The sequence below is a fragment of the Stenotrophomonas sp. 22DLJC03 genome, assembly GCF_056861405.1.
Genome location: NZ_JBSPUG010000002.1, coordinates 871,069 through 888,149 on the forward strand (window position 1 = coordinate 871,069; position 17,081 = coordinate 888,149).

Below are 17,081 nucleotides of genomic sequence, written 5' to 3' on the forward strand. Positions count from 1 at the left end.
CACTTGCCGGATGGGACGGCGCGCAACCCACCCTCGGCGTGGCAATCAATCGCGGGCACGCAGATGCAGGCTGCCGTCGGCGGCGGTATGCACCTGGACCGGCAGGATCTCCGGCAACAGGGCGACCGCCGTCTCGGCACGGTCGGCATCGAACACGCCCGACACCTGCAGTGGTCCCAGTGCCGGGTCGTCCAGCACGATCGGACGATCGTGATAGCGCTGCAGGATGCGCAGCACCTCGGCCAGCGGCATGCGGTCGAACTGCAGCCGGCCGGTGGTCCAGTCGGCCCGGTCCGGATCCACTGCTTCCGGCGGAGACAGGGACCCCGGCTGGGCCAGCAGGCGCTGCCCCGGCTTCAGCCGCTGCTCGGTGCCGCCGCCATCCACGCTGACACCGACCTCGCCGCGCCAAAGCGTGACCTCGCTGAGATCGCCCTGGCGGTCAACATCGAACACCGTGCCGTAGTTGCGTACCTGTACCGGCCCGGCATCGACCTGGAAGCGGCGCCACGCCGAATGCTGCACCTCGAAGCGCGCATGGCCCTGCGCCAGCAGCACCCGCCGCGAACGCAGGTGGCGACGGACCTGCAGGTGGGTTCCCGCGTCGAGCAGCACGCGGCTGCCGTCCGGCAGCTCGATGTCGCGGCGCTCGCCGACGGCGGTCTGGTAGTCACGCACCTGCCAGGCCGGGTCGGCCAGCAGCAGCACGGCGGCCGCCAGCAACAGCACCGGCAGTACCCGTTTCGCGCCAGATCCGCCGCGCCGCCGCTGCAGCTGCTCCGGGCCTGGCAACGGGAAACGCTCCTTCAGTGCCTCCCGGTGCTGATCGAGCGTGTCCTCGGCGGACGGTTCGGCGGGCGGCGACGGCGGTACCGGATCGGGTGATGCAGGGCTCACCGCAGCGCACCGTGCAGCCGACAGTCGGCCATGGCCAGGCGCAGGTGACGTTCCACCGCCTTCAGGCCGATGCCCATCCGCTGCGCCACTTCGGTCTGGGGCAGCTCGTGGATCTTGTGCAGGATGAACACCTGCTGCCGCCGGCAGGGCATGCGCTCGATGCTGGCGGTCAGCCGCTGCAGCGCCTGCTGGCCCTGCGCCTGGCGCTCGGGTCCGGGGCGCTCGCAGGCGCCTTCGGGAAGCTCGGCGCGGGGCTCCACCCAGTGCCGGCGCAGGTCCTCGGCGCGACAGCGGTCGACCGCTGCGTCGTGGGCGATCCTGCGCAGCAGCGCGATCGGTTGGCGGGCGTCATGCACGGCCGGACGTTCCAGCAGGCGTACACAGATATCGTGCACCACTTCGCGGGCCAGCCCGGGCGAGCGGAACCGGCGATGCAGGTAGTCCACCAGTTCCTCGTAGTGGCGCACCAGCGAGGTCACCAGCGGCAGCGCAGGTGGGCGGGGAAGTGTCGGCTGGGACATCCGGACGGGCAGCAAGGGTGAAAGGCGGGTGCCGGGAGGTCATCCCTGCGTAATGACGCAATACTAATGGGAACTGTTCGCGTTTGCCATGCCGCGATCGCCAGGGCGATTGTTCGCCGCGCCTGGAAAGTGAATCCACGATCATCGGCTGGAGCGCAGAATCGCCCACGGCTAGCCTGCCTGCAGGCTCAAGGAGGTGGACCATGCATGTGCTTCTGGTGATGTTGGGCGGCATTGTGCTGTTGGGAGTGTTCCTGTTGTTCGGACGGCTGTGGAGCGTAGGCACCTCACAGCTGCCCACGGCCCTGATCGCGTTCATTGCCACCTGGCTGTTGGTGACGGTGGCCAACCTGTGGGTGGGTGTCAGCAAGGCCGGCTACGGGATGCGCGAAGAACTGCCGATCCTGCTGCTGGTGTTCGCGGTGCCGGCCCTGCTGGCCGGCCTGCTCTACTGGCGCCTGGCGCGCTGAAGGAAAACCATGAGTACACGACTGCGATTGCCGGCCCTGCGCCAGCGCGACGGCCACCACGCCCGCGTGACCTACGAAGAACTGTTCTTCGACCTGGTCTACGTGTTCGCGGTCACCCAGCTGAGCCACCACCTGTTGCACCACCTGGACCTGGCCGGCGTGCTGCAGACCCTGGTGCTGTGGTTTGCGGTGTGGCTGGGCTGGCAGTACGCCTGCTGGGTCAGCAACTGGTTCGATCCGGAGACACCGCGCATTCGTGGCCTGCTGTTTGCCACCATGCTGTTGGCCTTGCTGATGTCGTCGTCCATTCCCGAGGCGTTCGCCGACCGTGCCTGGGTGTTCGCCGGGGCCTACGCCACCATGCAGGTCGGGCGTACCGCCTTTGTGCTGTTCGAGGTCGGCCACACACACCCGCTGGCGCCGAACTTCCGCCGCATGCTGGCGTGGGTGAGCGTATCGGCCTGCTTCTGGCTGGCAGGTGCGGCAGCCGAGGGCAATACGCGGCTGGCGCTGTGGGCGGTGGCGGTGGCGTGCGAATACGTCTCACCGATGTTCGGCTTCGCGTTCCCGGGGCTGGGTCGTTCGCACACCCGCGAGTGGACCATCGAGGGCGGGCACCTGGCCGAGCGCTGCCAGCTGTTCGTCATCGTCGCACTGGGCGAGACGTTGCTGGCCACCGGTGGTGTGCTCAGCGAGGTCGAACAGTGGAGTGGGGCGGTGGTGTCGGCGGTGCTTGCCACCTTCGCCGGCACGATCGCCATGTGGTGGCTGTATTTCGGCATCTCCAGCCGCGACGCCACCGAGGCCATCAGCCATGCTGAAGACCCCGGGCGGATGGGGGCCAACTTCCACTATGTGCACGCGCTGCTGATCGCCGGGATCATCGCTACGGCGGTGGGCAATGACCTGGTCATGGACCACCCGCACGCTGCGGTGACGCCGGTGTATGCGGCCGTGCTGGTTGCAGGGCCATTGATCTACCTGCTGGGCAGCGCGCTGTACAAGCGCGTGGTATACGGGCGCGCACCGTACTCGCATCTGATCGGTGCGGTGGCACTGGTCCTGCTGGGCGTGGTGTTGCCGCAGACCCATCTGCTGGCCGCCGGTTGGCTGACCAGTGCGGTGCTGCTGGCGGTGGGGTTGATGGATACGCGGTTGAAGCACCGTCTGCAACGCGCCTGATCCACACGGCGGCTCGCACTGCTTGCGCAGGCGGGCAATGGGAGTAGCGTTGGCGGTGGGTGCTCTTGGAGCCGGGAGTGGCGCAACATGCAGAACGTTCCGCAATGGCTCGTCTGGGCCGGGTTGTCAGCTTGTTTCGCCGCTCTGACCGCGCTGTTCGCCAAGGTTGGGGTCAAGGGCGTCGACTCGGATCTGGCCATGGCCATCCGCACCCTGGTGGTGGCGGCGGTGATCCTGCCGCTGGTGGTGATCAGCGGCAAGTGGTCGAATCCATTGCTGCTGCCGGGGCGCACGCAGCTGTTCCTGGTGCTGTCGGCACTGGCCACCGGCGCCTCGTGGCTGTTCTACTTCCGCGCGCTGCAGAGTGGTCAACTGGCCAAGGTGGCGGTGGTCGACAAGTTCAGCGTGGTGCTGGTGATCGTGCTGGCTTACCTGCTGCTGGGCGAACGACCGAGCCTGCGGGAGTGGAGCGGCATCGGCCTGGTGGTTGCCGGGGTGATCGTGCTGGCGACGAAGAAGTAGCGGGATTCAACCCATCACACGGAAGTGCAGGATGCAGGGCGAAGCACACGGTAGAGTCGACTCTACCGTCTCCCTCTACCGCCTGGGGTGGCCTGGCCAAGCGCGGCGGCCATTGCCGCAAGTTTGCCGACCGTGTTGAGGTTGCGGGCGGTGCCTTGCTGGGCATAGGGAATCCGCAGGCGTGAGTCGGCCATGCCGTCGCCATAGTGGACGAAGATCTCGCGTGTACCCAGCACCAGCTGCTCATCGCGCAGGCCGGTCACCCCGGTCAAGGGATCCGTGGGCAGTGCCTCATCCACGAACAGCGCGACCACACGATTGCCGGCGGCGTGCGGGAACGGATTGCCGGCGGCAACCGCCGCGATCTCGGCTGCCGAGCGCACCAGCACACCCACCGGTTTTCCGGCATAGGCCTGCAGCCGTTGGCCAAGGGCTTTCCGCACGCCGGCTTCGTCAAGTCCGCTGCGGAACACCACGTTGCCGCTGGCGATATAGGTGCGGACGTCGGTGAAGCCTGCGTCCTCGCACATCGCCACCAGTTCAACCATCGGCAGCTTGCCGGTGCCGCCGACGTTGACTGCGCGTAGCAGCGCGACATGCACGCTCATGGGGTGCCCGCCTGCAAGCGGTCGTACATGCGCACCAGGTCGACCAGCGTACGCGCGCCCATCTTGCGCATCACCTGTGCGCGGCGCACCTTCACGGTGATCTCGCTCACCCCGAGATCACCTGCGATCTGCTTGTTGAGGCGGCCGCGCACCACGCCGTCGACCACCTCGCGTTCGCCGGGGTTGAGGGTATTCCAGCGCTGCTGCAGGGCGTCCAGTGCCTCGCCGTCACGGCGGCGCTGGCGGTCGATGTCGATCCCCTTGTGGATTGCATCCAGCAGCTCCTGGTCACGGAACGGCTTGGTCAGGAACTCGATGGCACCGTCCTTGATCGCGTTGACACCCATCGCGATGTCGCCGTGGCCGGTGATGAACACCACCGGCAGCTGCAGGCCGTGGCTGCCCATCGTGCGATGGAACTCCAGCCCACTCTGGCCGGGCATGCGCACATCCAGCACCAGGCAGGCCGGTGCATCTTCCAGTTCGTGCTCGAGGAATGCCTGGGTGGAGGCGAAGGCCCGTACCTGCAGGCCCATCGAGGCGAGCAGGTCTTCCAGTGCGGCGCGCACCGACGGATCGTCGTCGATCACATAGACGATGGGCGCTGGATCGGCGGCGGGTGCAGCGGGCTTACGCATGAGGAAGTTCCGTGGCGATGGGCAGGTCAAACACAAAGCAGGCACCCCCGCCGCTGGGGCGCTCGGCTCGGATCCTGCCTTCGTTGGCCTCGATCATCGAACGGCTCAGGCTGAGACCGAGCCCCAGCCCGTGTGATTTGGTGGTCCAGAAGGCATCGAACACGCGCTCAGGATGGTCGATTGGCAGGCCGACACCGCGGTCGCGCACGCTGAGGCTGATCCGCTGTCCGTCGCGTTGGGTCAACAGGGACAGGCGTCGATCAGCGGCGGGCACGGCCTCCATTGCGTCCACCGCATTGAGGATCAGGTTGCCGATCACCTGCTGCACCTGCACGCGATCGGCCTGTACCAGCGGTAGGTCGGCATCGAGCAGCAGGGCGACGGCCACGCCGTGCTGGTCCAGCTCGCTGCGCGACAGCGCCAGCATTTCCTCCACCGCCTGGTTCAGGTCGAAGGCGCGTCGTTCCGGTGCCGCACCTTGGGTCAGGCCGCGAATGCGGGCGATCACGTCACCGGCGCGATGTGCATCGTCCAGGATGCGGGACACGGTCTGCCGGGCCTTGTCCACGTTCGGTGGGTCCTGTGCCAGCCAGCGCTGGCAGGCCTCGGCGCTGCTGGCAATGGCCGCCAGCGGCTGGTTGACTTCATGTGCGATGGAGGTGGTCAGCTCGCCCACGGTCGACGCGCGCGCCACCCGCAGCAACCGGCCCTGCGCTTCCTGCACTGCGGCCTTGGCCGCTTCCATCTTCAACGCGAGGTAGGTGGTGATGCCGATCACCAGCATGCCGATCACCGAATTGACCAGGCCGATGCGATAGGTGCCGAAGCGGGTGAGGAAGAAGCTCAGGGCGGTGAGTGCGATGCAGGCGATGGCCAGGCTGATCAGCCCGCGCGCACTCAGCACTCGTGATGCGGCGAGGATGACCGCTGCATAGAAGCAGGCCGCAGCCACGGCGTAGTCGGTGACGGTATCGACCAGGAAGATCGCCGCCATCACAACGATCAGGGCCAGCAGCACCAGCGGGCGGCGGGGCGACAGCGATGGCATCGGGACGTCTCCCTGGCGTGGGGGGGAAGGATAGCAAAGCCGCCTTGGGTGGATGCGGGCACCCACCAAAGCGATGCCCGGTAGTGCCGGCCGCTGGCCGGCATCTCCAGGATTGTGCCGACCAAGGTCGGCACCTACCAAAGTGGTAGACGGTGTTGCCGGCCAGCGGCCGGCACTACCGAGCGGCTACTCCTCCAGGCTGGCGTTCCAGAACCCCTGCAGCACGCCGGGGGTGGTCGCCAGCGTGGCCAGCACCGCATCCAGTTCACCGGCATCCACCGTGGTGGCATACAGTACGGCTTCTATCTCCACGTCACGCTCGCCGAACGGGCGCTGGTCCACCGCGCGTACCGGGTAGTGCGCCTGTTCCAGCAGCAGCAACAGCTGGTCCAGCACCTCGGCCTGCTGCTCACGTTGGCAGACCACGTTGATCGCATAGGTTGCTTCGCTGAACGCTTCCGGCAACGGCTGCCGCTGGATGCGGTTCACCACCGGCCGCAGCAGGGTGTTGGCGGCCAGCACGAACACGGCCGCCAGTACCGCTTCGGGCAGCAGCTTGATACCCGCACAGGCGCCAACCGCCGCCGAGCCCCAGAGGGTGGCCGCGGTGTTCAGGCCGGACACCTGCGCGCCGTCCTTCATGATCGCGCCGGCGCCGAGGAAGCCGACACCGGAGATCACATAGGCCACCACGTGCAGTGGCGACGGCGGGCCGCCGTACAGGTCGTGGAAGCGCACGGCCAGGTCCACGAACACTGCCGCACCCACCGCCACCAGTGTATTGGTGCGCAGACCGGCGGTGCGTTGGCGCAGCTGTCGCTCCAAGCCGATGACGGTGCCAAGCACGAAGGCCACCGAGAGGCTGATCAACGAGCTCAGGGTCGCGCCGGCGTTGAACGCCGGCAGGTTCGGATTGATGTCCATTGTGCTTCTCCCTGGACCAGGCGGCGGGCGCTTACTGCCAGCCGTAGCGACGGATGTAGATCTTCTTCAGCAGGGTGGTCAGCACCGCGTAGCCGAACAGGATCGCCACCAGGAACGGCCAGTAGCCGGTCGGCAGGGCCTGCAGCTTGAAGTAGCCAGCCAGCGGACTCATCGGCAGGGCCACGCCGATGGCCATGATCAGGCCGGTCATCACCAGCAGCGGCGGCGCGGCGATGCTCTGCAGGAACGGCACCTTCGGTGTACGGATCATGTGCACAATCAGCGTCTGGGTCAGCAGGCCGACCACGAACCAGCCGGACTGGAACAGGCCCTGGTCGGCCGGTGTGCGCGCATCGAACACGTACCACATCAGCGCGAAGCAGCTCAGGTCGAAGATCGAGCTGATCGGCCCGAAGAACACCATGAAGCGGCCAATGTCTGCGGGGTTCCACTTCAGCGGCTTGCGCACCAGCTCCTCGTCCACGTTGTCGAACGGAATGGCGATCTGCGAGATGTCGTACAGCAGGTTCTGTACCAGCAGCTGCAGTGGCAGCATCGGCAGGAACGGCAGGAAGGCCGAGGCCACCAGCACCGAGAACACGTTGCCGAAGTTGGAGCTGGCAGTCATGCGGATGTACTTCAGCATGTTGTTGAAGGTGCGCCGGCCCTGGATCACACCTTCCTCCAGCACCATCAGGTTCTTTTCCAGCAGGATGATGTCGGCCGCCTCCTTGGCGATGTCCACCGCACTGTCCACGCTGATGCCGATGTCCGCCGCACGCAGCGCCGGTGCATCGTTGATGCCATCGCCGAGGAAACCGACCACCTTGCCCTGCGCACGCAGCTCGCGCACCAGGCGCTCCTTGTGCAGCGGGGTCAGGCGAGCGAACACGCGGTGGTGGTGCAACGCCCGCGACAGCGCGCCGTCATCCATGCGCTCGATCTGCGGACCGGTCAGAATGGTGTCTGCCTCCAGCCCGACCTGCGCGCAGACGCGGGCGGTCACCAGTTCGTTGTCACCGGTGAATACCTTCACCTCCACGCCATGCGCGGCCAGCGCCTGCAATGCCTGCGCGGCCGACTCCTTGGGCGGATCGAGGAAGGCCACGTAGCCGACCAGGGTCAGTCCGCATTCGTCGGCCTGCGAATACACGGTCTGGCTGGCAGCAGTTTCCTTCATCGCCACTGCCACCACACGCAGGCCCTGTTCGTTCAGTTCCTCGGTGGTCTGCCGCACGCGTGCCAGGCGCTGCTCATCCAACGACTTGTCCTCGCCGTTCTCGCGCACCGTGCTGCATACCGCCAGCATCTCTTCCACCGCACCCTTGCAGATCAGCTCGTGGTGGTCCTCGCGTTCGGACACCACCACCGACATGCGGCGGCGCTCGAAGTCGAACGGAATCTCATCCACCTTGTGGTAGTCCTGTGACAGCCGCAGCGAACTCTGCAGCTCAACATGCTCCAGCACCGCGCGGTCGAGCAGGTTGATCAGGCCGGTCTGGAAATGGCTGTTGAGGTAGGCGAACTTCAGCACATCCTCCGAATCGTGACCGAACACGTCGGTGTGCCGTTCCAGCGCGATCTTGTCCTGGGTGAGGGTGCCGGTCTTGTCGGTGCACAGCACCTCCATCGCACCGAAGTTCTGGATCGCATCCAGGCGCTTGACGATCACCTTGCGCCGCGACAGCAGCACCGCGCCCTTGGCCAGGGTGGAGGTGACGATCATCGGCAGCATTTCCGGGGTCAGGCCCACCGCCACCGACAGCGCGAACAGGAACGCCTCGGTCCAATCGCCCTTGGTCCAGCCGTTGATCAGCAGCACGAATGGCACCATCACCAGCGCGAAGCGGATCAGCAGCCAGCTGACACTGTTGACGCCGGCCTGGAACGCAGTCGGTGCGCGGTCGGTGGCGGTGCTGCGCTGGGCCAGGGTGCCGAAGTAGGTACGGTTGCCGGTGGCCAGCACCACGGCGGTGGCGGTACCGGAGACCACATTGGTGCCCATGAACAGCAGGTTGTGCTGCTCCAGCAAGCCGGCCAGGCCATCGCCCGGGTGCGCGAACTTCTCCACCGGCAGCGACTCGCCGGTCATCGCTGCCTGCGCGACGAACAGGTCCTTGGCGGTCAACACGCGGCAGTCGGCAGGAATCATGTCACCAGCCGACAGCACGATGTGATCACCGGGCACCAGCTCACGGATCGGCAGGTCCAGCAACCGTGCCGGGCGACGGCTGTGCAGGTGCGCACCGAAGTACTGGTCGGCAACGTCCGCCGCCTCGGTGCCCGGATTGCGGCGCAGCACGCGTGCGGTGTTGCCGACCAGCGCCTTCAACCGTTCGGCGGCACGGTTGGAGCGGCCTTCCTGCACGAAGCGGATCAGCGTGGACAGCAGCACCATCGCACCGATCACCACGGTGGCCTTGATGTCCTCGGTCAGCCAGGACACCGCCGCCAGCACGGTCAGCAGCAGGTTGAACGGATTGCGGTAGCACTGCCACAGATGGCGCCACCACGGGAGCGGCTTTTCGTGATCGACCTCGTTGGGTCCGAGCGTGGCCAGCCGCTCCTCGGCCTCGTGTGGGCTGAGGCCATCGACGTGCGAGTCGAGCGCGGCAAGCAGGCGCGGCTCGTCCAGCTGCGACAGGGTGACCAGGCCGGTGGTGAGCGCGAAAGGTGCGGCTTCGGCGCTGCCCGGGCCGAAGCCGGCTTCGGGCATGGCGCGACGGCCGAACAGGTTGCCTGCGCGACGGCTGCGCAGGAAGGCATTGAACCAGGCGTTGAGCAGGCTCATGGGAACTCCTTGAATGTCAGAGCCGGCCGCGGCCGGAACACGAACGGAACGGATGCAACGGTTCAGGCGTGGCGCATTGCCAGCACCGCCGGTGACCACGGCTGCATATGCAGGCGCTGGCTGCCACCGATGCACAGCGGCTTCATCGCATCGCGAAGGGGGTAGGGCAGATGGCGCAGCACGTTGATGCGCTCGCTGATCGGCAGCAGCGACAGTGCGTCGGCGACCACGCGCGGCGAACCGAGCGACAGCGAACGGGCAAACGTGACCGGGCCGTGCTGCAGCAGCTGGCTGCGCAGGGCGGCAACATCGCGCTCGCCGATCAGGCGGCGCAGGGTGATGTAGAGGATCTTGTAGGACATGGGGGCGATCTCCAGGCAAGCGGCGCCTGGCGGTCCCCCGTCACTCAGGCAGGCAGGGACCGGCGGGCAGGCGCCAGGAACAGGCAACAAACGGGCATCCGGGGCGCGGTGCGCCCGGCAGGGTCGGGGTCCATCTGCGTCTCCATGAAGGGAGGGAGCTGGCCAGGGTTGCCCTGGCCAGTGGCGCTATTGTCCGCCCCTGAATGGGGCAGTCCTAGAGGCTCGTGGGTTAGCCCGGCTATACCTTGGTATAGCCGGCCACGCATCGCGCCAATCGATGGCGCATAAAGGGATCAATGCGCGGTGCTGGTCTGCTTGCACACGTCGTACTCGCCGCGGCTCAACGTCTTGTTGCGATCGGTATCGCAGGCGTGCAGGCGTTCGGCCCAGTCGGGCGCCACTGCATCCACCTCGGCCAGGGTGACGATGCCGTCCTTGTCCTTGTCCAGCGATTCATAGGCTGGAATCAGCTTCACTTCGGTTACGTCCTCGGCCGCGGTGGCCTTGCTGGCTTCCTGGGTCTTGGAACACGCACCGAGAAGCAGGCCCGCGCAAAGTGCGAGAGCGACGGGGAGATAGCGAACACCGGTCATGGCAGGCTCCAGAAGTAGGGAGGTAGGCCAGGGTTGTCCGTGGCCACGGCCGGATCATCGGCGCCTGCCTGTAAGCGAGCTGCGAAGAATCCGCCTGCCTGGCCGGTGGCGGTGAGCCGCCATTCACCGGGCTGCCGTGATCGACGGCCCAGAGGCGGCTGCGGGGAGACGGATGGGTAGAGTCGACTGTTAGTCGACTATCGCGCGCAGCGCGGGGTTCTAGGCTTCCCGCCGAGAGCAGTCGACTGACAGTCGACTCTGCCCTCGAACAGTGGGATGCCGGCCAGCGGCCGGCGCTACCCCCTCTCTTCAGTTCCGGTCGGCAAACGCGTCCGTGGCGCGCACCAGCGCATCGACCGTTGCCGGCTCATTCGCGCTGTGGCCGGAAGTCACCATCTCCAGCTTTGCTTCCGGCCAGGCCTTGGCCAGGTCCCAGGCGCTGCGCGGCGGGCAGATAATGTCATAGCGGCCCTGCACGATCACGCCGGGCAGATGGCGGATGCGATCTATATCGCGCAACAGCTGGTTCGGTTCCAGGAAGATACCGTTGCGGAAGTAATGCGCTTCGATGCGGGCCTTGGCCAGAGTGTCCAGCGGGTCATCCGTGGAAACAGCATCCACGTCGTGCTGCAGGGTGGCGGCGTTGTCTTCCCAGCCCAGCCAGGCCTGCGCGGCTGCGATGCGGGTGGCCTCATCGGCACTGTCCATGCGCGTCCAGTAGGCCGCAATCATGTCGCCACGCTCGCCTTCTGGAATGTAGGCCTCGTAGCGATCCCAGCGCTCCGGGAAGATCCAGCGCGCACCACCGTTGGTTTCCGCGAACCAGCGGTTCTCCATCTCGCGGCCAAGGAATACGCCACGCAGGATCAGGCCGGTGGCACGCTCGGGATGTGCCTGCGCGTAGGCCAGCGAGAGGGTCGAGCCCCAGGAACCGCCATAGACCAGCCAACGCTCGATGCCGAGGTGCTCGCGCACCTTCTCGATGTCGGCCACCAGTTCCTGCGTGGTGTTGTCGCGCAGCTCGCCGAACGGCGTGGAGCGACCGCTGCCGCGCTGGTCGATCAGCACGATGCGGTAGCGCGCCGGGTCGAAGAAACGGCGATGGGTGGGCGAAATACCCGCACCCGGTCCGCCATGCAGGTACACCACCGGAATGCCCTCCGGCGTGCCGCACTCTTCGATGTGCAGCGTGTGCAGATCGCTTACCGGCAGAGTGAACTCGCGGTACGGCTCGATGGTTGGGTACAGAGTGCGCATGGCGGGTGTCTCACAAGCAGGGGCGGCCAGCATAGCGCCTCGCGCCGACCGAGGCAGGGGGTGTTGCTTGCGCGACGCTGGAAATGGGCTTGCCGATGCGCATAAGCTTCTGGGATGCACGCGACCACGACAAGGACGTCCACGTTCAGCATCAGCCTCGGCAGTGGCGCCCGCGAGCTGCTGAAGTGGATCGCATTGCTGGCCATGACCGGCGACCACGTGGCCAAGGTGGTGTTCGGTGGCTACGTGCCGGTGGTCACTGAACTGGGGCGCATCGCCTTTCCGCTGTTCGCACTGGTGATGGCCTGCAACCTGGCCCAACCGGGCGCCGACCTTCGCAAGTCGATGCGTCGCCTAGCCCTGTGGGGCGTCATCGCCCAACCGCTGCATGCCTTGGTCTTTGGCTCCTGGCTGCCGCTCAACATCCTACTCACGTTCGCCCTGGCTGCCGTGGCGGTGCACGCGCTGGCCAACAACCGGCCCCTGTTGCTGTTGTTGGCGGCGGGTGTACTGCCGATGCTGGTGGACTACCAGTGGGCCGGAGTCGGCAGTGTCCTGCTGGCCTGGATCGCGTTCCGCCATCGCGCGTGGTGGACGCTGCTGATTGCCTTGGTGGCAGTGTGCTGGGCCAACCGGAACGGCTGGGCCGTGCTGGCAGTTCCCGTGGTGCTGCTGGCCGCACGGGTGCAGTGGCAACTGCCACGCTGGCGCTGGATGTTCTATGGGTACTACGTGGGGCATCTGCTGGTACTGGCGGTGGTGGCGCGCGTGCTTTCTTGATCAATGCATGGGTGGTCGTGCCTTGTGTCGGTAGATCCACGCCATACGTGGATGCTTCTGGCGGATTGCCTGGCATTCTGTAGAGCCGAGCCCATGCTCGGCTCATCAAAGGAAACGGAGCCGAGCATGGCTCGGCTCTACAGTAGGCCCACGCCGCCCATGGATGCCTTTCAGAAATCCATCGTGGCCGACAACAACACCGTTCTCGGTGCCCCCAGCGCCAGGCTGGAAAGCAACGGCATGCCCCAATACGCCTTGTTGGTCACGTTGTTCACGCTCGCTCTCAGGGCAAGCGGTCGTCCGGCCACGGTGGTGCTGTAGCGCGCACCCACATCAAGCAACGTGCGCCCTGGCACCGACAGACTGTTGTCGGCACTGATGTACTGCTTCGACATCGCGGTGGCATTGCCAGTCAGGGTCAAGCCCTCCAGCGCCGGCACATCCCATTCCACGCCCAGCTTGGCTTGCCGCTGTGCAACCGCCGTGGCGATGCGACCCTCATTGACGCCGCCGGCGGTGCGGGTCAGCTTGGGCTGCACGTAGGCCAAGCCGCCCAGCAGGCGCACGCCGTCCAGCGGTGAACCGAAGAAGCCCCATTCCATGCCCCGGTTCCGCTGCTCGCCACCGAACGAGAAGATATTCGTGACCGGGTCGGTGTAGCTGCTCGGGCGCTTGATCTCGTACACGCTGAAGGTGTGCGCGAAGCTGCCCAGGTCCAGCTTCAGGCCCAGCTCCTTCTGCTTGGTACGGAACGGTGCGAACACATCGCCGGCGTTGGCAGCGGTCATCGGCGCGGTGGCGCCCTGGCTGAGGCCTTCGATGTAGTTGGTGTAGATCGAAAGCTTATCGGTGGCCTTCACCAGCAACGCGGCGGCAGGGGTGGTGGCGCTCTCGTCATAGCGTGAGGTGCGCGCACCGCTGGCCACGTTGAAGGTCTCGCTGACCACCTGCTGGCGACGCACGCCCAGCGTCAGTTGCGCGCGGTCATCGGCGAAGGACAAGGTGTCGGCGAAGCCGAGGCTGTCCAGCCGCAGCTCGGTGTGCGAGATATGCGGCGCCACGAACGGCGCGGCCGGGCCCCACACCGGGTTGTACAGGTTGGTGGTCCAGTCCCAGCCCGGCACGCTGCGGCGGCCGTAGTCGTTCTGGGTGTGCTGGTAATGGGTCACGTTGGCGGCCCACTGGTGGCCGACGCTGCCGGTACGGAAGCTGCCGCGCAGGCCAGCATCACCGGACTGCTTCTTGATGTCGAACGCCAGCTGGCCGATCACGGTAGTGAAGTCACCGGCTGGGTTGAGGATCTGCGCGCTGATCGATCCGTTGTAGCGGTAGTCGGTCTTGCTGGTGCCGTAGGCCAGGTAGGCCATCAGGTTGTCGATGATATCCAGCTCGCCACGCAGCATCGCGCCCTTGTCCTGGCTGTCCACGTAGGCCCAGTCCGGGTTGATCAGTGTGTCGCCTCGCGGCGGGCGGGGAATGGCGACGCCCGGTGCCAGGCCGACACCACGGGCCGGGCCGTCGACGCGGTCGTCGGCGCTGTACAGATCGGCCGACAGGCGGGCGCGCTCGCCGCGCCAATCCAGTGCCAGCGAGCCCAGCTGCACCTTCTTGCTCTGCTTGCCCACTGCACCGTCGCCATCACGGTAAGCGCCGTTGAAGCGGATGCCGAACTGCTTGTCGGCGCCCAGACGGCGGCCCACATCCACATGGGTGCCGAACTGCGCATCGGAGGCGAAGTTGGCGCTGATCCGCAGCAATGGCTGGTCATCCGCACGCTTGGGCACCAGGTTGACGCTGCCACCGACCGAGCCGCCCGGCGGCATGCCGTTGAGCAGGGCGGACGGGCCCTTCAACACCTCGATGCGCTCGAACATTTCCGGTGAGGTGCGGTAGTACGGCGCGATGCCGCTGAGGCCGTTGAAGGTGGTGTCGCTGCTGCTGGAGGCGAAGCCGCGGATGGCGTAGTTCTCGCTCCAGGAACCGGTGACGCCGTTACTGAACACCGTGGGGTCGGTGGCGGCGATGACGTCGGTGAGGTCCTTGGCCTGGCGGTCGCGGATGAAGGCTTCGGTGTAGCTGACCGTACTGAACGGCGTATCCCTGAAGTCCTTGTCGCCGAGCAGGCCGACGCGGCTGCCAGAGGCCACCTGTCCGCCGGCATAGTCGCCGGTCACCCGGCGCTGTTCCTGCACCTGCACCGAAGGCAGGGTGGACGGCGTCGACTCGGCCAGCGCGGCGAACGAGGCCAGCAGGCCCAGTGCCAGGACCGACACCCGGATGCCCAGCGCCTGCGTCTGGCCGCTACGCGCATTGGGGGTGCTCTGGTAGCGCCGGGCCATGCCCGGCGGGAGCATCACCAGGCGGGTCGGATCAGCAGCTGCGCGCTGCAGCAGAGAGGAAAGGTCGTACACGGTCATGCCAGATTCCTGTGAATCGCAGGTGCGAACGCGCCTGGCGCGCTGCCGACGGCAAGCACGGGGGAGGGCGCAGCGCAGGGTTGTCGGCTGGGTGGGGACCTGGCGGAAAGTGAGCCATGGGCTCGATTGCGGACGGCGACGGGGTTGCGAACCACGCGCGTTCCGGATTAGTTGAGTAAATTAAACTAAACCATATGATGCGGACAAGAGGGTCCCTTTGCTGGCACCCTCGCTACGGTATGAGCATGCAACCTGAGATCCCGGCGCCGGCCCGTGGCCGCCCGCCTACCATCACCCCCGATCGGCTGGCCGACATCGGCATCACGCTGGGCCTGCCGAACCTGACCATGGCCAATGTGGCCGCCGAGCTGGCGGTGACCCAGGCCGCGCTCTACAAGCGCGTGGCCAATCTGGAGGCCTTGAAGCGGCTGGTTGCCGATACGGTGTTCCAGCGCTGGCAGATTCCGCGTGCGTCTGCCGATGCGCCGGGTGGGTTGCAGGCCTACCTGCTGGGGTTCGTGGAATCACTGTGCGAGGTGGTGAAAGCGCACCCGGGGTTGCCGCCTTACCTGCTGCGCCGTTCGGTGGCGACCACGCCGATGCTGGAGAAGATCGCCTCGCACCAGGCGCATGTGGCCGAGGTGTTCGGCCTGCCGCTGGACAAGGCGCGCTGGTTGCTGGCCACGATAGCGTTCTACTGCATTGCCGGTGCGGATACGGTGTACGGGCTGGTGGATGACGAAACCGAAGTGTTGACCGGCCGCCGCGTGCAGGACGAGGAAGTGATCGCCGAATTCAAGCAGGGCATGCGTGCGCTGGTGATAGGTTCGCTGGAGGTATTGGAGCTTCGGTAGATCCACTCCATGCGTGGATGCCGTTGCACGGTTGGCCAAGGCAGCATCCAGGCATGGCGTGGATCTACAATGCGGCCATGCCTGCCACGCCCACTCTCGATGATCTGCGCCGCCATGCGGTGGCGCGCACGCTGTTCAAACCCACCACGCTGATGACCGCGATCCGGCGCCTGGGCTTCGTGCAGGCCGACCCGATCCGCGCGCCGGCACGTGCGCAGGACCTGACCCTGCGCCACCGGGTGAAGGACTATCGCGCCGGTGATCTGGAGCGGCGTTATACGCGTCTGCCGGTGGAAGAAGATTGCCTGGTGAACTACGGCTTCCTGCCACGCGAGCATTTGGCGCTGATGCACCCGCGCGTGTCCAAGCGCGAGTGGGACGCCGAGACCCATCGCCGCGCGGCCGACGTGCTGGCCTTCGTGCGCGAGCGCGGCAGCGTGCACCCGCGGGAGGTGGATCAGGCGTTCGCGCATGGGCGGGTGACCAACTACTGGGGCGGCACCAGCAATGCCAGCACGCACCTGCTGGATGGCATGCATTACCGTGGCCTGCTGCGCGTGCAGCGGCGCGACAGCGGCACCCGCATCTACGCCGTGGCCAACCACACGGAAGCCGATGCCAGCGAGCAGGCACAGATTGAACGCGCCGCGGCCCTGATTGATCTGGTGGTGCGCAAGTACGCGCCACTGCCGTCGGCCAGCCTGACCTATCTGGTGCGCCTACTGGGCTATGGCGCACCGCATCTGGCCGAGCAGATCCGGCAGGCGTTGATGCTGGCCAAGCACCAGCTGGCCAGCTGCACGCTGGACGGCACCACCTGGTACTGGCCGGCGGACGAGAACCCGCGCTCGCGCCGGCATGCGCCGGACGAACAGGTGCGCCTGCTGGCGCCGTTCGACCCGGTGGTGTGGGACCGCCGCCGCTTCGAGCTGCTGTGGGGCTGGGTCTACAAGTTCGAGGCCTACACGCCTGCGCCGAAGCGCCAATACGGCTACTACGCGTTGCCGATGCTATGGCACGATCAGGTGGTGGGCTGGGCCAATCTCAGCGTGCGCGACGGTGAGCTGGCGACCAGCGTGGGCTATGCCGGCAAGTCGCTGGTCCGCGACCGCGTGTTTCGTTCCGCGCTTGAAGACGAACTGCAGCGCATGGCAGCTTTTCTGTAGAGCCGAGCGACGCATTGATGCCTGTCGGTCTAGGTAGTCGCCAACCTTGGT

Annotated in this window: 17 protein-coding genes; 6 read left to right on the forward strand and 11 right to left on the reverse strand. The window is 66.5% G+C overall.

Translation table 11 applies throughout. From position 1 onward, the window contains the following. Nucleotides 1–45: 45 nt before the first annotated feature. Nucleotides 46–897: a FecR family protein gene (locus AC13GA_RS09890; protein WP_430766098.1), complete on the reverse strand. Its 852-nt coding sequence runs from the start codon at nucleotides 895–897 to the stop codon at nucleotides 46–48. Beyond that, nucleotides 894–1,418, reverse strand: coding sequence for an RNA polymerase sigma factor (locus AC13GA_RS09895; protein WP_136637954.1), 525 nt, complete (start codon nucleotides 1,416–1,418; stop codon nucleotides 894–896). Before AC13GA_RS09895 ends, AC13GA_RS09890 begins: the two co-directional genes overlap by 4 nt. 203 nt (nucleotides 1,419–1,621) lie before the next feature. On the opposite strand from AC13GA_RS09895, the gene AC13GA_RS09900 reads away from it, so the two are divergent. The 3 genes from AC13GA_RS09900 (at nucleotide 1,622) to AC13GA_RS09910 (ending at nucleotide 3,592) form a co-directional block, all read left to right on the forward strand. Then, nucleotides 1,622–1,888 carry a hypothetical protein gene (locus AC13GA_RS09900; RefSeq protein ID WP_208043479.1) on the forward strand — a complete coding sequence of 89 codons (267 nt, stop codon included), beginning with the start codon at nucleotides 1,622–1,624 and terminating at the stop codon, nucleotides 1,886–1,888. Nucleotides 1,889–1,897: 9 nt separating this feature from the next. Then, on the forward strand, nucleotides 1,898–3,070 hold the full coding sequence (locus AC13GA_RS09905) for a low temperature requirement protein A (RefSeq protein ID WP_482997994.1): 1,173 nt from the start codon (nucleotides 1,898–1,900) through the stop codon (nucleotides 3,068–3,070). Nucleotides 3,071–3,157: 87 nt separating this feature from the next. Next, on the forward strand, nucleotides 3,158–3,592 hold the full coding sequence (locus tag AC13GA_RS09910) for an EamA family transporter (RefSeq protein ID WP_253078052.1): 435 nt from the start codon (nucleotides 3,158–3,160) through the stop codon (nucleotides 3,590–3,592). Nucleotides 3,593–3,654: 62 nt separating this feature from the next. Here the strand turns inward: AC13GA_RS09910 and AC13GA_RS09915 are convergent, their stop codons facing one another. The 8 genes from AC13GA_RS09915 to pip form a co-directional block, all read right to left on the reverse strand. Continuing rightward, nucleotides 3,655–4,200, reverse strand: a complete 546-nt coding sequence (locus tag AC13GA_RS09915) for a DUF1697 domain-containing protein (protein ID WP_136637957.1) — start codon at nucleotides 4,198–4,200, stop codon at nucleotides 3,655–3,657. Beyond that, a complete protein-coding gene (locus AC13GA_RS09920) occupies nucleotides 4,197–4,838 on the reverse strand; it encodes a response regulator transcription factor (protein ID WP_046982553.1) in 642 nt (213 codons plus the stop codon). Before AC13GA_RS09920 ends, AC13GA_RS09915 begins: the two co-directional genes overlap by 4 nt. Further along, nucleotides 4,831–5,886 (reverse strand): sensor histidine kinase, encoded by a 1,056-nt coding sequence (locus AC13GA_RS09925; RefSeq protein ID WP_046982554.1) that lies wholly within the window; start codon nucleotides 5,884–5,886, stop codon nucleotides 4,831–4,833. Before AC13GA_RS09925 ends, AC13GA_RS09920 begins: the two co-directional genes overlap by 8 nt. Nucleotides 5,887–6,072: 186 nt before the next feature. Continuing rightward, nucleotides 6,073–6,810, reverse strand: coding sequence for an MgtC/SapB family protein (locus tag AC13GA_RS09930; protein ID WP_012511185.1), 738 nt, complete (start codon nucleotides 6,808–6,810; stop codon nucleotides 6,073–6,075). 31 nt (nucleotides 6,811–6,841) lie between these two features. Continuing rightward, the gene (gene mgtA / locus AC13GA_RS09935; RefSeq protein WP_428708856.1) at nucleotides 6,842–9,601 is read right to left on the reverse strand and encodes a magnesium-translocating P-type ATPase; all 2,760 of its coding nucleotides are present in this window, start codon (nucleotides 9,599–9,601) and stop codon (nucleotides 6,842–6,844) included. Nucleotides 9,602–9,663: 62 nt separating this feature from the next. Further along, nucleotides 9,664–9,963: a hypothetical protein gene (locus AC13GA_RS09940; protein WP_099481573.1), complete on the reverse strand. Its 300-nt coding sequence runs from the start codon at nucleotides 9,961–9,963 to the stop codon at nucleotides 9,664–9,666. A gap of 293 nt (nucleotides 9,964–10,256) precedes the next feature. Beyond that, on the reverse strand, nucleotides 10,257–10,556 hold the full coding sequence (locus AC13GA_RS09945) for an EF-hand domain-containing protein (RefSeq protein WP_253078050.1): 300 nt from the start codon (nucleotides 10,554–10,556) through the stop codon (nucleotides 10,257–10,259). Between the two features lie 309 nt (nucleotides 10,557–10,865). Beyond that, entirely contained in the window at nucleotides 10,866–11,813 is a 948-nt protein-coding gene (pip, locus tag AC13GA_RS09950; RefSeq protein ID WP_482997995.1) for a prolyl aminopeptidase, read from the reverse strand. Nucleotides 11,814–11,927: 114 nt separating this feature from the next. Here pip and AC13GA_RS09955 point away from each other — a divergent pair, with 114 nt between their 5' ends. Beyond that, nucleotides 11,928–12,593 carry a TraX family protein gene (locus AC13GA_RS09955; RefSeq protein WP_482997996.1) on the forward strand — a complete coding sequence of 222 codons (666 nt, stop codon included), beginning with the start codon at nucleotides 11,928–11,930 and terminating at the stop codon, nucleotides 12,591–12,593. 170 nt (nucleotides 12,594–12,763) lie between these two features. Here AC13GA_RS09955 and AC13GA_RS09960 read toward each other — a convergent pair whose 3' ends face one another. Then, on the reverse strand, nucleotides 12,764–15,010 hold the full coding sequence (locus AC13GA_RS09960) for a TonB-dependent receptor (RefSeq protein ID WP_482997997.1): 2,247 nt from the start codon (nucleotides 15,008–15,010) through the stop codon (nucleotides 12,764–12,766). 239 nt (nucleotides 15,011–15,249) lie between these two features. On the opposite strand from AC13GA_RS09960, the gene AC13GA_RS09965 reads away from it, so the two are divergent. Both AC13GA_RS09965 and AC13GA_RS09970 read left to right on the forward strand, forming a co-directional pair. Next, nucleotides 15,250–15,864, forward strand: coding sequence for a TetR/AcrR family transcriptional regulator (locus tag AC13GA_RS09965; RefSeq protein ID WP_046986479.1), 615 nt, complete (start codon nucleotides 15,250–15,252; stop codon nucleotides 15,862–15,864). A 53-nt stretch (nucleotides 15,865–15,917) separates the two neighbouring features. Continuing rightward, nucleotides 15,918–17,030 carry a DNA glycosylase AlkZ-like family protein gene (locus AC13GA_RS09970; RefSeq protein WP_482997998.1) on the forward strand — a complete coding sequence of 371 codons (1,113 nt, stop codon included), beginning with the start codon at nucleotides 15,918–15,920 and terminating at the stop codon, nucleotides 17,028–17,030. Nucleotides 17,031–17,081 lie beyond the last annotated feature (51 nt).

Coding starts and splice junctions, on each gene's coding strand:
- AC13GA_RS09895 (WP_136637954.1), bottom strand. CDS start 1,418: ATGTCCCAGCCGACACTTCCCCGCCCACCTGCGCTGCCGCTGGTGACC.
- AC13GA_RS09900 (WP_208043479.1), top strand. CDS start 1,622: ATGCATGTGCTTCTGGTGATGTTGGGCGGCATTGTGCTGTTGGGAGTG.
- AC13GA_RS09905 (WP_482997994.1), top strand. CDS start 1,898: ATGAGTACACGACTGCGATTGCCGGCCCTGCGCCAGCGCGACGGCCAC.
- AC13GA_RS09910 (WP_253078052.1), top strand. CDS start 3,158: ATGCAGAACGTTCCGCAATGGCTCGTCTGGGCCGGGTTGTCAGCTTGT.
- AC13GA_RS09915 (WP_136637957.1), bottom strand. CDS start 4,200: ATGAGCGTGCATGTCGCGCTGCTACGCGCAGTCAACGTCGGCGGCACC.
- AC13GA_RS09920 (WP_046982553.1), bottom strand. CDS start 4,838: ATGCGTAAGCCCGCTGCACCCGCCGCCGATCCAGCGCCCATCGTCTAT.
- AC13GA_RS09925 (WP_046982554.1), bottom strand. CDS start 5,886: ATGCCATCGCTGTCGCCCCGCCGCCCGCTGGTGCTGCTGGCCCTGATC.
- AC13GA_RS09930 (WP_012511185.1), bottom strand. CDS start 6,810: ATGGACATCAATCCGAACCTGCCGGCGTTCAACGCCGGCGCGACCCTG.
- mgtA (WP_428708856.1), bottom strand. CDS start 9,601: ATGAGCCTGCTCAACGCCTGGTTCAATGCCTTCCTGCGCAGCCGTCGC.
- AC13GA_RS09940 (WP_099481573.1), bottom strand. CDS start 9,963: ATGTCCTACAAGATCCTCTACATCACCCTGCGCCGCCTGATCGGCGAG.
- AC13GA_RS09945 (WP_253078050.1), bottom strand. CDS start 10,556: ATGACCGGTGTTCGCTATCTCCCCGTCGCTCTCGCACTTTGCGCGGGC.
- pip (WP_482997995.1), bottom strand. CDS start 11,813: ATGCGCACTCTGTACCCAACCATCGAGCCGTACCGCGAGTTCACTCTG.
- AC13GA_RS09955 (WP_482997996.1), top strand. CDS start 11,928: ATGCACGCGACCACGACAAGGACGTCCACGTTCAGCATCAGCCTCGGC.
- AC13GA_RS09960 (WP_482997997.1), bottom strand. CDS start 15,010: ATGACCGTGTACGACCTTTCCTCTCTGCTGCAGCGCGCAGCTGCTGAT.
- AC13GA_RS09965 (WP_046986479.1), top strand. CDS start 15,250: ATGAGCATGCAACCTGAGATCCCGGCGCCGGCCCGTGGCCGCCCGCCT.
- AC13GA_RS09970 (WP_482997998.1), top strand. CDS start 15,918: ATGGCGTGGATCTACAATGCGGCCATGCCTGCCACGCCCACTCTCGAT.